The sequence below is a fragment of the Ruegeria sp. F11 genome, assembly GCF_056533855.1.
The window spans coordinates 13,451-26,061 of record NZ_JBQFOW010000003.1; the positions used below are offsets into that span (position 1 = coordinate 13,451).

General features: G+C 58.7%; 12 protein-coding genes. 6 read left to right on the forward strand and 6 right to left on the reverse strand.

Features of this window, described 5'->3' with window-relative positions; all coding sequences use genetic code 11:
* Positions 1–72: 72 nt before the first annotated feature.
* Genes ACR0NJ_RS04595 through ACR0NJ_RS04610 form a run of 4 tightly spaced genes read left to right on the forward strand, consistent with a single transcriptional unit; the run spans position 73 to position 6,286 of the window.
* Positions 73–1,041 carry a carbon-nitrogen hydrolase family protein gene (locus ACR0NJ_RS04595; protein WP_480815951.1) on the forward strand — a complete coding sequence of 323 codons (969 nt, stop codon included), beginning with the start codon at positions 73–75 and terminating at the stop codon, positions 1,039–1,041.
* A 44-nt stretch (positions 1,042–1,085) separates the two neighbouring features.
* The gene (locus ACR0NJ_RS04600) at positions 1,086–3,818 is read left to right on the forward strand and encodes an aminotransferase class I/II-fold pyridoxal phosphate-dependent enzyme (RefSeq protein ID WP_480815952.1); all 2,733 of its coding nucleotides are present in this window, start codon (positions 1,086–1,088) and stop codon (positions 3,816–3,818) included.
* 18 nt (positions 3,819–3,836) lie between these two features.
* Complete coding sequence (locus ACR0NJ_RS04605) at positions 3,837–5,285, forward strand: biotin carboxylase (RefSeq protein ID WP_480815953.1); 1,449 nt, start codon at positions 3,837–3,839, stop codon at positions 5,283–5,285.
* 8 nt (positions 5,286–5,293) lie between these two features.
* The gene (locus ACR0NJ_RS04610) at positions 5,294–6,286 is read left to right on the forward strand and encodes a C45 family autoproteolytic acyltransferase/hydolase (RefSeq protein WP_480815954.1); all 993 of its coding nucleotides are present in this window, start codon (positions 5,294–5,296) and stop codon (positions 6,284–6,286) included.
* A gap of 27 nt (positions 6,287–6,313) precedes the next feature.
* On the opposite strand, the gene ACR0NJ_RS04615 is transcribed toward ACR0NJ_RS04610, so the two are convergent.
* Positions 6,314–6,895, reverse strand: a complete 582-nt coding sequence (locus tag ACR0NJ_RS04615; protein ID WP_480815955.1) for a carboxymuconolactone decarboxylase family protein — start codon at positions 6,893–6,895, stop codon at positions 6,314–6,316.
* 148 nt (positions 6,896–7,043) lie between these two features.
* On the opposite strand from ACR0NJ_RS04615, the gene ACR0NJ_RS04620 reads away from it, so the two are divergent.
* Positions 7,044–8,147 carry a hypothetical protein gene (locus tag ACR0NJ_RS04620; RefSeq protein WP_480815956.1) on the forward strand — a complete coding sequence of 368 codons (1,104 nt, stop codon included), beginning with the start codon at positions 7,044–7,046 and terminating at the stop codon, positions 8,145–8,147.
* Here the strand turns inward: ACR0NJ_RS04620 and ACR0NJ_RS04625 are convergent.
* From ACR0NJ_RS04625 to ACR0NJ_RS04640, 4 genes are read right to left on the reverse strand one after another with little or no spacing between them, the layout of a single operon-like run.
* The gene (locus ACR0NJ_RS04625) at positions 8,136–9,197 is read right to left on the reverse strand and encodes an aromatic ring-hydroxylating dioxygenase subunit alpha (protein ID WP_480815957.1); all 1,062 of its coding nucleotides are present in this window, start codon (positions 9,195–9,197) and stop codon (positions 8,136–8,138) included. The two genes, ACR0NJ_RS04620 and ACR0NJ_RS04625, sit on opposite strands and share 12 nt — an antisense overlap.
* A 5-nt stretch (positions 9,198–9,202) precedes the next feature.
* Positions 9,203–9,538: a carboxymuconolactone decarboxylase family protein gene (locus ACR0NJ_RS04630; RefSeq protein WP_480815958.1), complete on the reverse strand. Its 336-nt coding sequence runs from the start codon at positions 9,536–9,538 to the stop codon at positions 9,203–9,205.
* Positions 9,539–9,548: 10 nt separating this feature from the next.
* Complete coding sequence (locus ACR0NJ_RS04635) at positions 9,549–10,307, reverse strand: amino acid ABC transporter permease (protein ID WP_480815959.1); 759 nt, start codon at positions 10,305–10,307, stop codon at positions 9,549–9,551.
* 9 nt (positions 10,308–10,316) lie between these two features.
* The gene (locus ACR0NJ_RS04640; RefSeq protein WP_480815960.1) at positions 10,317–11,057 is read right to left on the reverse strand and encodes an amino acid ABC transporter ATP-binding protein; all 741 of its coding nucleotides are present in this window, start codon (positions 11,055–11,057) and stop codon (positions 10,317–10,319) included.
* A gap of 120 nt (positions 11,058–11,177) precedes the next feature.
* On the opposite strand from ACR0NJ_RS04640, the gene ACR0NJ_RS04645 reads away from it, so the two are divergent.
* Positions 11,178–11,948, forward strand: a complete 771-nt coding sequence (locus ACR0NJ_RS04645) for a transporter substrate-binding domain-containing protein (protein ID WP_480815961.1) — start codon at positions 11,178–11,180, stop codon at positions 11,946–11,948.
* Positions 11,949–11,990: 42 nt separating this feature from the next.
* On the opposite strand, the gene ACR0NJ_RS04650 is transcribed toward ACR0NJ_RS04645, so the two are convergent.
* Positions 11,991–12,599 carry a helix-turn-helix domain-containing protein gene (locus ACR0NJ_RS04650; RefSeq protein WP_480815962.1) on the reverse strand — a complete coding sequence of 203 codons (609 nt, stop codon included), beginning with the start codon at positions 12,597–12,599 and terminating at the stop codon, positions 11,991–11,993.
* Between the last annotated feature and the right edge of the window lie 12 nt (positions 12,600–12,611).

Genomic DNA, 12,611 nt, shown 5'->3' on the forward strand with positions numbered 1-12,611 from the left:
TTTATGTTCCGATGAAGAACGCCGGATCACCTCGGCAGTCGCAATCGGCAAGAAAAAGAGAAGACAGGAAAAATGACCCCCTTTGCGATAACCGGAATCCAGATGCATGTCGGCGCCTTGCAGTCGAATGTCGAAGCGATGCTGCATCGGATCGACGTAATGATGGCGCGGTTCCCCTGGACCCAGATGGCGCTGTTCAGCGAACTGGCCCCTTACGGCCCGCTTGACCGTTTCGCCCAGCCCTTTCCCAATGACGACCTGTCGCGTTTTCAGGACGCGGCACGACGCTATGGCATCTGGCTGATCCCCGGCTCGATGTTCGAAAAACACGAGGACGGGCGGATTTTCAATACGTCTGTGGTCATCAATCCCGATGGCGAGATCGTCTCGAAATATTCCAAGATGTTCCCGTTCAAGCCCTACGAACAAACGGTCTCGTCGGGTACCGAATTCTGCATCTTTGATGTCCCGGATGTGGGCCGGTTCGGCCTGTCGATCTGCTATGACATCTGGTTCCCCGAAACCACCCGCCAGCTGACCAGCCAAGGGGTCGAGGTTCTGCTGCACCCGGTCCTGACCGGCACCACCGACCGCGAGGCCGAACTGTCGATCGCCAAGGCGACCGCCGCGCAGTTCCAGTGCTACGTGTTCGACGTGAATGGGCTGGCCGCGGGTGGCGTGGGCCGCTCGCTGGTGGTCGATCCCTCGGCCACCGTGCTGCACCAGTCGGCGGGGCAAGAGGATATCTTCCCCATCGAGATCGATCTGGATCAGGTCCGCCGCCAGCGCGAGGTCGGGCTGAAAGGTCTGGGTCAGGTCCTCAAAAGCTTCCGCGACCGCGAGGCGGAATTCCCGGTCTATGACCGCAACAGCGATGCGGATGCTTATCTGCACACGCTGGGCCCGCTGCGCATTCCGCAGAAAGGCGATGCCGCAGGCGTTGCCGCATCCGACCCCAGAACGGCGCTGGGATACAGCGAAGACGCCGCGAAAAAGCCCGACAATCTCTATCTCTACAAAGGGCGCTCAGGGACCGACTGATACCGGGGCAGCTTTTCGGTATCGGCAGAAAGGACACAGATTTCATGCACGGCTTATCCGACAGCGAAAAGCTCCACACCATCTCGGACTATTACAGCGCCTCACAACTGAGGGCAGACCGATGGAGCGCGCTGCGGGAGACGGCTGAATCCCTTGACCAGAGCGGCAGTGACAAAGATCGGGACCGTGCGCGGCACCTGCTGCAGGCGCTGGCTCCGATCGAGATGTATTTTGCCTTTCCGGGCGGGTCGGCCTTTGACTATCTGCGCCGATTGCTGGATCACGGCAATTTCGTCGACTTTGCAACCGCCGTGCGGCGAGTGTCGCGCGCGCTGACCTCGGGCGCGTATCGGCGCCGTTCGATCCCGCTGATCGCGGATGAAACCGAGGGCGATGAGTTTGAGGATGAAGCGGCGCAAAGCCATGAGGCCCGCGCGCTGGGGCGGCCTTACTTCGAGGTGATGATCGTCGACAACGTCAACGAACATCAGGAACGGTTCCTGCAATCCAGCCTGCAACGGATGCGCCGCAGCGAGGATCCGTTCATCTATGAAACCGTCGTCGTCCCCAGCGTCGAGGACGCGCTGATCGGGGTTCTGTTCAACCAGAATGTGCAGGCCGTCATCGTACGTCCGGGCCTGAGCCTGAAATCCAAGAACGAAACCAATGTGCTGGGCCGCTATGTCAGCCTCTATGGCGAAGGCGCTGATCTGGATGCGCTGTCGCCCTCGGAATACGGTCCGGAAACCTGCCGCCGTATCGGCAAGCTGCGGCCCGAGTTGGACGCCTATCTGATAACTGACCGGTCTGCCGAGGATATCGCGGGCCTTGATCTGGGCCTGTGCCGGCGGGTGTTCTACAATCAGGAAGATTTTCTGGAACTGCACCTGAACATCCTCCGCGGGGTGCAGCGACGGTACAAAACGCCGTTCTTCACGGCGCTGAAGGAATATTCCAAGCAGCCCACCGGCGTGTTCCATGCGATGCCGATCAGCCGCGGCAAGTCGATCAGCCGCAGCCACTGGATTCAGGATATGGGGGCGTTCTACGGCTCGAACATCTTCATGGCCGAAACCTCGGCCACCTCGGGCGGGCTGGATTCGCTGCTGGAACCCAAAGGCCCGATCAAAGAGGCGCAAGAGGCCGCCGCCCGTGCGTTTGGGTCAAAACAGACGTTTTTTGCCACCAACGGCACCTCGACCTGCAACAAGATCGTGGTGCAGGCGCTGGTGCGCCCCGGCGACATCGTGCTGGTCGACCGCGACTGCCACAAATCGCACCATTACGGCATGGTGCTGGCAGGCGCGAGCGTGGTCTACATGGACAGCTACCCGCTGCACGATTACTCGATGTACGGCGCGGTGCCGATCCGCGAGATCAAGCACAAGCTGCTGACCCTGAAGGCCGAAGGCAAGCTGGATCAGGTGCGTATGGTGCTGCTGACCAACTGCACGTTCGATGGCATCGTCTACAACGTCCAGCGGGTGATGCAGGAATGTCTGGCGATCAAGAAAGACCTTGTATTCCTGTGGGATGAGGCCTGGTTCGGCTATGCCCGGTTCGCCCCCAACACCCGCGTCCGCACCGCCATGCGCTCGGCCAATCTGCTGCGCGAACGGTTCCGCACCCCCGAACATGCCGAGGCCTATGCCGCCCAGCAGGCCGAGTTGGAGGGCGCGGATGACGAGACCCTGCTGAACACCCGCCTGATCGCACCGCCGGACGCGCGGGTGCGGGTCTATGCCACGCAATCGACGCACAAGACGCTGACCGCGCTGCGGCAGGGCTCGATGATCCACGTCAACGACCAGCAGTTCAAGGGCGCGGTCGAAGAGGCCTTTCACGAGGCCTACATGACCCACACCTCAACCTCGCCCAACTATCAGATCATCGCCTCGCTGGATGTGGGCCGCAGACAGGTCGAGATCGAAGGCTATGAGTTCGTCCAACGACAGGTCGAAAGCGCCATGGCGATCCGCCGGGCGGTGACGACCCATCCATTGCTCAGGAAATACTTCCGGCTGGTCACCGCGGGCGACATGATCCCCGAGGAATACCGCGAAAGCGGCATGACCAGCTATTTCGATCCCGATCAGGGCTGGGCCGACGTCTGGGATTGCTGGGCCAAGGATGAATTCGTTCTGGATGCCACCCGCATCACTTTGCATGTGGGCGCGACGGGCTGGGATGGCGATACGTTCAAGACCAAGATCCTGATGGATAAATACGGCATCCAGATCAACAAGACCTCGCGCAATACCGTGCTGTTCATGACCAATATCGGCACCACGCGCAGCTCAGTCGCTTATCTGATCGAGGTTCTGGTCGAGATCGCCAAGGAGTTGGACGACCTGATGGATGATGCGTCCAAGATGGAAAAGCGCGCCTTCGAAAAACGCGTCAAGAACCTTAGCGAACACGTCCCGCCGCTGCCGGATTTCAGCCGCTTCCACGACGCGTTCCGCTGTGTTGACGGCACCGAGGCCGGGGACATCCGCACCGCGTTCTTCCTGTCCTATGACGAGGATAATTGCGATTACGTGGAGCCCGACAAGGACATGCTGGAGCGGCTGGAAGCGGGCGAGGAAATGGTCTCGGCCACCTTCGTGATCCCATATCCGCCGGGCTTTCCCATTCTGGTGCCGGGGCAGGTGATCAGCCCTGAGATCCTCAAATTCATGCAGGAACTGGACGTGTCGGAAATCCACGGTTTCCGCGCCGATCTGGGTCTGCGTATCTTTACCGAAGACGCTTTGAAATCAGTCAAAAAGAAATAAGGGACTGGGAGGAACACAATGCCAAAGAAGGTTCTCAAGAACATCTCGGAAATCCGCCGGTATTTCCACACCAACAAGGACCCGATCTATTTCGTGTCGGCGACCAATTTCAACCTGTTGGGGCTGGATGAATGGGTGATGAATTTCACCTATATCTGCTACATGGATTGCTTTGACGGGCGGCATCCGAACGTGTTCGTGCCTTCCGAGATGCCGCATGACGAATTCCAGTCGATTGAGGACATCAACAACTATTTGCTGCAGCACAAAGAGGTCATCGACCTGATCAAGCGGCGCGGCGGCAAGCCCAAGTTTGTGTTCCTGATGTTCGATGAGACGACCGAGAAACTGGTTAAGGAGCTGGGCGGTCAGCTGTGGTTCCCCAAGGCCAAGCTGCGCACCAAATGCGACAACAAGATCGAAACGGTCCGTATCGGCAACAAGGCGGGTGTGCCGTCGGTGCCGAACACTCTGAGTGTGGTCAAAAGCTATGATCACCTGAAGAAAATCTGCGACAAGGCCGGGCTGGGCCATGATCTGGTGCTGCAATCGGCCTTTGGCGACAGCGGCCACACCACGTTTTTCATCAAGTCCGAGGCGGATTTCAACAAGCATAAAGACGAGATCATCGGCGAAGGCGAGATCAAGATCATGAAGCGGATCGATTGTCGCGGCGCGGCGATCGAGGCTTGTGCCACGTCCGAAGGCACCATCGTCGGCCCGCTGATGACCGAGCTTGTGGGCTTCAAGGAACTCACCCCCTATCGCGGCGGTTGGTGTGGCAACGAAATCTTCTCGACCGCGTTCCCGCCCAAGGCCCGCGAACAGGCGCGGCAGTTGACCTTCCAGTTCGGCGAGGAACTGCGCAAATCCGGCTATCGCGGTTATTTTGAACTCGACTTCCTGATCGACAAGAAGACCGGAGAGCTCTGGCTGGGCGAGCTCAACCCCCGTATCACCGGGGCCAGTTCCATGACCAACCACGCGGCTTTTGCCCATGCAGACGCGCCGCTGTTCCTGTTCCACCTTCTGGAATTTAGCAAGAAACCCTTCAAGCTGGATGTCGAGGAACTGAACGCCCGCTGGGCCGACCCGGACATGATCGACAGCTGGTCGCAAATGGTGATCAAGCACACCGATGACAGCGTCGACCGCATCACGCAGGCGCCGCAATCGGGCATCTACAAGATGCTGGAAGATGGCCGCGTCGTGTTCGACCGCTTCGATTATCACCGCCGCGCGGTGGGCGAGAATGAGGCGTTCTTCCTGCGCATCTCGAATGTCGGCGATTACCGCTATGAGGGGGCCGATCTGGGTATTCTGGTCACGCGCGGCCGGTCGATGACCAAGGGCTTCAAGCTGACCGAGAAGTCGAAAAAGTGGATCCACGGCATCACCTCGGCCTATGCGGCTGAACCGCTGCCCGCCGCGCAACCGATGGAAGACCCCGCGTTCAAAATCATGTAGAAAGCCCCATGGCGCTTGTTTTTCGCTCAATTGACGAGGAACAGCCCGGTCCCAAGCTGGCCGGGCTGTTTGCCGAATACTGGCCCGCCTACCGCAAATGGTGGGCGAAAGAGGGGTATTCGGCGCGCCCCACCTATCGCGAATGCCTACGGGCACTGGAACGGCACATGCCCGAGATCGTGCCGCTATACGATCAGGTGGTCGAACTGGTCGGCGGCAGCGACAGTCAGGCGCGATTCCTCAGCTTCTATTGCCCGCCGAAATACCTGTCGGGCTGCAGTCAGGCGATCTGGCGCGGCAAGACGCCGTTTCTGGTGCGCAACTATGACTATCACCCGAAAACCTTCGATGCGGCGATGTTGAAAACCCGCTGGGACGGGCGCGGCGTGATCGGGATGAGCGACGGCATTCTGGGCCTGCTCGATGGCATCAACGATGCCGGTCTGGCGGTATCCCTGACCTTCGGCGGGCGACGCGAGGTGGGCGACGGGTTCGGCGTGCCTTTGATCCTGCGCTATGTGCTGCAGACCTGCGAGACCACGGCCCAGGCGGTCGATGCGCTCTGCCGCATCCCCTGCCACATGAGTTACAACGTCACCGTTCTGGACGCGAAATATAACCACAGCACGGTCTATCTTGCCCCGGACCGACACCCGCAAATCTCGGACGTGCCGGTGGCGACGAACCATCAGGGCCATGTGGAATGGTCCAGACACGCGCGGTTCACCGCGACAGTCGAACGCGAACGCTTCCTGTTGAACCGTCTGAACCAACACCCCGAAAGCGAAAGACGCTTTATCGACGCCTTCCTGCGCCCACCGCTCTATTCCACCGCGTTCAAATCCGGCTTCGGCACGCTTTACACCGCCGTCTACCGGCCCGCAAAAAAGCAGCTTGAATTGCATTGGCCCGGAACGTCGTGGGAATTGTCGCTTGAGACGTTCACCGAAAGTGCGCGCACGATCCTGATGCCTACGGACGATGAGTACGCGGATGTGTGAACTTTGCCGAGTAACCGCCGGAAGAAATTAATCCTCTGCCTTGTAATAGCCGATCACGTCATTCTCGGTCGTCGCCCCCAAGCCATTCAACAACCGGTTTGAGTAGTTGAAGTAGGCGCAGACCTGATTCACCTCGAGGATTTCTCCGTCCGAGCACCCGGTGATCTTCAGTACCTCAAAATCTGATTTGACCATGCGGCCCACATCTGTCGTCAGCTTGGCAGCATATCGCAACAGGGCCAGTTCCTTGCCCTGAAACTCATCCTCGGGGCGGTGGGCCTTGAGGGCGACAAAAATCCGGTCGCTGCGCGGCTGGTCCTTCAGCAGGTTTCGCACATTCATGAAGTGGTGCGTCAGGGAATAGGTGCAATCGTTCAGGATCGACGTATAGCTGGCGATGATCTCAAGAAACCAGAACGGCAGTTGGTTGTCGTCGGAATGCAGGACCGAGCGGTATAGCGTGACATGCCCGTTCATCGTTTCCGGCCGCAGGGAATGCACACGCATCACTGTATCGACTGTCCCGTGAGGCGTTCGGGCTTTGTCCAAAAGCTCTTTCAAGCGGCCTTCGGCCTGTTCATCCGAAATCATCTCGATCCAAGCGCTCATCTTTGGGCCTCCTGCGTCTGTTGTGTTCTTGTTATGGGCAAAGGGGTGGGTGATTTCAGTAAAAATTTTTCCTCCCACGACATTTTATGTAGATCACGGGATCGTGAGCCGTGTATCAAGGACCGCGAAAAGCCAAGGAGCCTTGGGCATGATCAGTCCCAACAGCATTGCGGGCGCGGAAAACCTGCTGTTCAGATGTGGCGGGCTGACATCCGGGGATCACCTGTTGGTGCTGCGTGAGTGCGCGCAGAATGGGTACTATGGCGGCGAACTTGCTGATGTCATTGTGGAATGTGCGCAGACCAATGGTATCAGAACAACGGTTCAAACCGTTCCGTTCGAACCGATGGGGGCTCCGCTTCCCTTGGAGTTGATCACCCAGATGAAGGCAGCAGATCATACGCTGTTTCTGTCGCGGACTGGGGACCAGATTCGCTTTAACGCGGACATGTCCGATATTCACCCGATCATGTCTTACGTGCTGGATACCGAGATGCTGGAATCCGGCTTTGGCCGCGCGAACTATAGCGGGTTCGTTGACCTGAAAAACGCGGTGAACCGGGCTTTGGCAGTAGCATCGCATATCCATGTCACCTGTCCATTGGGAACGAATTTCAGTGGTCCGGGCGCGGCTTTTCCGAAGGCTGGGGCGGATGTCAGCGTAACGCGTTTTCCGATGTCGGTGTTTGCGCCGGTCCCGACCAACGGGTTCTCGGGCACTGTCATGCAGGACGGTTTTTTGGTCGGAACCGGGTCGAAGTTCTATGAACCTTATGGCTGCGATTTGCGGGAACCTCTGGCCGTTGAGTTCGAAGACAGCAAGCTGATCGGGTTCTCCGGGCATCCGATGGACGTTCATTGCGCGCAGATGCATTATGAGAAGGTGGGTCAGATGTTTGATCTGGACCCGATGACCATGCATTCTTGGCATGCGGGCATTCATCCGGGCTGCGCCTATACGTCCCCCGCTTTTGAAAACTACGAACGGTGGAGCGGGTCTGCCTTTGGCAACCCGCGCCTGCTGCATTTCCATACCTGTGGCCACTACGCGCCGGGCGAGATTTCCTTGAATGTCCTGGACCCGACGATCAGTATCGATGGGGTGGCCGTCTGGGACAAAGGCGTATTCCGGCCCGAGATGATCCCCGGGGGCGCTGAAGTTCTGGACACGTACCCGTGCATCAAATCCGTGTTCGACGCCCCGGCGCAGCAGGTCGGGCAGGGCGCGAATGGAAGGCTGTCAGCCGGCTAGCGCGGCCTCATCCTCGGCGATCCGTTTCGCAACGCGGGCGCGGAACCGCATGGCACCTGCATCCAGGCCGAGGTTGATATACCCGCTTTTACGGCGGGCCATGCCGGACTGAACGTGTTCCAGCACCTCTTTGTCCTCGTTGAACGCCATGACTGCGCCGTCGAACATGCGTTGCGACATGGCTGCGTCATCGGCGTGCATGTTGCGGTGCTGGAACCAGAAATAACGTGAGGTTTCGGCATCAACCGGCGTTATGAAGTTGTACGAGATATTGACGAACGCATTGGGCGACATGGGCCGGTCCGCCCCACCTTCACCAGCCGGGGTGTAAACCGACATGTTGATCGCGGTCGAGGGCAGGCGGCATTCGTAATGTTGCTTGCGGTCGCAGCTTGGGCCGAAGGGCAGGATCGGAGCATAGTAGGGCGGTGCAGGCTCATCCGCGATCCAGCGTGAGACGATGACGCCATCCTCGGTCTCTTCCAGATCCAGCGGGCGGTTATCGGTTCCTGCCCCGGCGAATGAGGTCAGATGCACCCAGGCCACATGGCTGGGGTCCAGCAGGTTGTCGATGATGTAAAGATAGTGGCAGGCCATCTCCATCGCGCCCTTTTGGGTCTTGCCCCAGTCCGGGTTGTCGAAGTTCGGAATGTCGATGATGTCGTTCGGGTCGGCTTGGGCTGGGTCGCCCATCCACAGCCAGAGAAACCCCCAGCGGTCCTCGGCCGGATAGGCATGGACAGCGGCGCGGCGCGGCGGGTTGTCCAACTGGGTCGGAGCACTAACGCATTCGCCACCACAGCCGAAGGTCAGGCCGTGGTAGCCGCAGACAACATGATCGCCCTCGATCGTCCCGCGGGACAAGGGCAGTTTGCGGTGCGGGCAGGCATCTTCCAGCGCGATGGCTTTGCCAGCCGTGTCGCGGTAGATCACGATCTCTTCGCCCAGCATGCGAACCGCGCTCAGGTTGCGGGCAAAATCCTCGGACCGTCCGGCCACGTACCAGCTATTGCGAATGAACCCTTCGGCTCCGGCCAGATCAGGACGCATGGGGTTTACTCCGAAAAAACGTCAAATGCCTTGAGCGCCTTGGCGCTGTACCCTAAGGACGGGCCGCCGCCCATATAGGTCGCCATGGCCAGCGCCTCGCACATCTCTTCGCGGGTCGCGCCCAGCCGGATCAGGGATTTGACGTGAAAGCCGATGCAGCTGTCGCACTTCGTGGACACCGCAATTCCCAGAGCGATGAACTCTTTCGTCTTTTCGCTGAGCGCGCCATCGGTCTTGGCCGCCTTGCCCATGAGGCCGAAGCCGCGCGCGGTGTCGGGGATTTCCTTCGACAGGGCTCCGATATTGGCCTCCGTTTCGGCCATGAAGTCTTTCCAGTCCATAGTGTTCTCCTTATCCGCGCTCATCCGCGCCCATCCGGCGTTCCAGCCAGCGCACGCCTGCGCTGATGATCAGAACAAGGATCAGGTATTCAAAGATCAGCAGCGTGTAGATTTCCAGCGGGCGGTATTCGGTCACCACCAACTCGTTCGCGCGACGGGTCAGTTCCTGCATGCCGATGACGCTGGCAAAGGCGCTCATCTTGACGATATAGATGAACTGGTTCGCTAGGGGCGGCAGGATGCGACGGATCGCCTGCGGCAGGATCACGTAGCGCATCGTCTGCACGTAGTTCAGGCCAATGGTCTGTGCCGCCTCGCGCTGGCCGCGCGCGATCGATTGGATGCCTGCGCGATAGATTTCAGCGGTGAAGGCGCTGTCGGAAATTGCCAGCGTGATGATCGCGCCCCAGAACGGATCGATTGGGATGTTCATGCCCATCGACTGGAACACGATGGGCAGCCCGTAGAAGACCCAGAACAGCATCGGCAGCAGGGGAATGGCGCGGATGAATTCGACATAGATTCGGTTAACCCAGCGCCAGCCGCGTTTTTCCGACAGGCCGGGCAGGGCCACCATCAGACCCAGCACAATCGACAAAATGGCAGCAATCAGAGAGATCTGGATCGTCGCCCACATGCCCGAGATCAGGAATTTCACATTGGTCCAGCCCGACGCCGTGGTCGGGTCGATCACATACCAGCCCCATGTCTGGGACGAGGAACAACCCGCCAACAAAAGAAAAGGCGCGATCAGAAGCAGTTTTTTCATCGGCCTCTCTTAGTGCTGCAGGATCTGGGACAGGAATTGGCGGCACCGCTCGGATTGCGGGTTGGTGAAGAAGTGCTCGGGGTGCCCTTCTTCGACAATCTCACCGGCATCCATGAAGATCATCTTGTCGGCGACCTTGCGGGCAAAGCCCATTTCGTGGGTAACGACCACCATCGTCATGCCTTCTTCGGCAAGCTCGACCATCACGTCCAGAACCTCGGATATCATCTCGGGGTCCAGCGCCGAGGTGGGTTCGTCAAACAAAAGCACACGCGGTTCCATGCACAGCGAGCGCGCAATGGCGACGCGCTGCTGCTGCCCACCGGACAGTTGGATGGGGCGTTTGTTGGCCTGATCTGGGATATGGACGCGGTCCAGATAGTGCCGCGCTTTTTCTTCGGCATCCTTGCGGGAAAGACCGCGCGCCTTGATCGGGCCTAGCGTCAGGTTCTCAAGCACGGTCAGGTGCGGAAACAGGTTAAACTGCTGGAAAACCATGCCGACCTCGGACCGGATGGTGGCGACCGATTTTGGGTCGTCCGTCAGTTCGACCCCATCGACCCGGATTGAGCCTTTCTGGTGTTTTTCCAGTTGGTTGATACAGCGCACAACCGTGGATTTGCCGGATCCGGACGGGCCGCAAACAACCACTTTTTCACCGGAATTCACCGTCAGGTTGATGTCTTTCAGAACATGAAAGTCGCCGAACCATTTGTTCACGCCTGCAAGCTCGATGGCGGCATCTGACATGGGCCGACCTACCCCTTTTTATTCATAGTAGAATATATTCTTGAGGTTATCTTTGGCTTTGCGCTTAAATCAACAAGGAATATGGCAACAAGACCGAAACATCACCAACAGGAGAAATACATGAACAGTTTTTGCAAAGCCGCGGCCATCGCTGCGCTTGGGTTGATCGTCTCGGGCGCGGCTCAGGCGCAGTCGGCGTTGAATGAAGTGCTGGATTCCGGCGTTTTGAAGGTTGGCACGACGGGCGACTGGAACCCGATGTCACTGCGTGATCCGGCAACCAACAGCTACAAGGGTTATGACATCGACATCATGAACGAACTGGCGACCGATCTTGGGGTTGAGGTCGAATATGTACCCACCGACTGGAAAACGCTGGTCAACGGTGTCGTCGCTGGCAAGTACCATCTGACCGGGTCGGCTTCGATTTCTCCGCCGCGCATGAAGGTTGCCGGGTTCTCGGACAGCTACATCTCGGTCGAATTGTTCCCTTACACCACCAAGGACAAAGCCGATAAATTCGACGGGTATGACTCGATCAACCAGCCGGGCGTCAAGGTTGCCACCACTCTGGGCACCACGTTCGAAAAGCGCGTGCGCGAGTGGTTCCCGAGCGCGGATATCAAGGTTGTCGAAGCCCCAGCACGCGGGTTTCAAGAAGTGATTGCCGGGCGTGCGGACGTGTTCATCACATCGAATATCGAAGGATCAACGCTTGAGGCCAAGTTCCCGGTAGTGCGTGTCAAGAACGCCGGGCCCCGTTCACCTTCGCCCATAGCAATGATCCTGCCGCAGGGTGATCAGGTTTGGATCAACTATGTGAACAACTGGATCGAAGTCAAAAAGGCCCAGGGTTTCTTTGAGCAAAACCGGGAAAAATGGGGTCTTTGACCCGATCACAAGTCAGGCCCGGCCAAATCGGTCGGGCCTTTTTCATGGTCCGCTGGCCACAGCCTTGGCAACGACCGTTACAAAGCTGACCCGGGGCGTCCTAAGCTCGACTGGTCCGTGTGCCACATTCGAGTCGAAACTCAGACTGTCGCCGGGGCGCATGTGGTAACTTGTCTCGCCGCAGCCATAGACCATTTCTCCGTGCGTGACATGAATGAATTCCACGCCCTGATGTTGATACAGAGGCCGGGTGCCCAGCGGAGCCTCAAGCGTAACGCTGAAGCTTTCAAAACTGACATGTTTCGCCTCGGCCCGACCGATCAGCTTGTAACTGTGGCCATACCCGCTGCCAAGCCGCTGAACGGTAACGCCTTCTCCGGCGGCAACAAATGATGCGTCGGACCGGTCGACGGTTGCTGCGAAAAAGTTGATCAGCGGAACACCGATTCCTTGGGCCAGTGCTTCCAACGTTGCCAGAGACGCCGACACCTGGCCCCGTTCGATCTTGGAAATCATAGCGGTTGAGACACCCGCACTTGCGGACAACTCCGACAACGTCAGCCCGGCCAGTCGGCGATGTGTTTTGACCGCCGCACCGATCAACTGGTCCAAAGGTGGCTTCTTCAATTCGAGAATTGGTGAATCTTCCATTGGCGCAGCCTA

Bases quoted from the DNA above. Each gene is read 5' to 3' on its own strand.
- ACR0NJ_RS04625 (WP_480815957.1), bottom strand. From the start codon at position 9,197: ATGCGTCCTGATCTGGCCGGAGCCGAAGGGTTCATTCGCAATAGCTGG.
- ACR0NJ_RS04635 (WP_480815959.1), bottom strand. From the start codon at position 10,307: ATGAAAAAACTGCTTCTGATCGCGCCTTTTCTTTTGTTGGCGGGTTGT.
- ACR0NJ_RS04600 (WP_480815952.1), top strand. From the start codon at position 1,086: ATGCACGGCTTATCCGACAGCGAAAAGCTCCACACCATCTCGGACTAT.
- ACR0NJ_RS04595 (WP_480815951.1), top strand. From the start codon at position 73: ATGACCCCCTTTGCGATAACCGGAATCCAGATGCATGTCGGCGCCTTG.
- ACR0NJ_RS04615 (WP_480815955.1), bottom strand. From the start codon at position 6,895: ATGAGCGCTTGGATCGAGATGATTTCGGATGAACAGGCCGAAGGCCGC.
- ACR0NJ_RS04650 (WP_480815962.1), bottom strand. From the start codon at position 12,599: ATGGAAGATTCACCAATTCTCGAATTGAAGAAGCCACCTTTGGACCAG.
- ACR0NJ_RS04620 (WP_480815956.1), top strand. From the start codon at position 7,044: ATGATCAGTCCCAACAGCATTGCGGGCGCGGAAAACCTGCTGTTCAGA.
- ACR0NJ_RS04605 (WP_480815953.1), top strand. From the start codon at position 3,837: ATGCCAAAGAAGGTTCTCAAGAACATCTCGGAAATCCGCCGGTATTTC.
- ACR0NJ_RS04645 (WP_480815961.1), top strand. From the start codon at position 11,178: ATGAACAGTTTTTGCAAAGCCGCGGCCATCGCTGCGCTTGGGTTGATC.
- ACR0NJ_RS04630 (WP_480815958.1), bottom strand. From the start codon at position 9,538: ATGGACTGGAAAGACTTCATGGCCGAAACGGAGGCCAATATCGGAGCC.
- ACR0NJ_RS04640 (WP_480815960.1), bottom strand. From the start codon at position 11,057: ATGTCAGATGCCGCCATCGAGCTTGCAGGCGTGAACAAATGGTTCGGC.
- ACR0NJ_RS04610 (WP_480815954.1), top strand. From the start codon at position 5,294: ATGGCGCTTGTTTTTCGCTCAATTGACGAGGAACAGCCCGGTCCCAAG.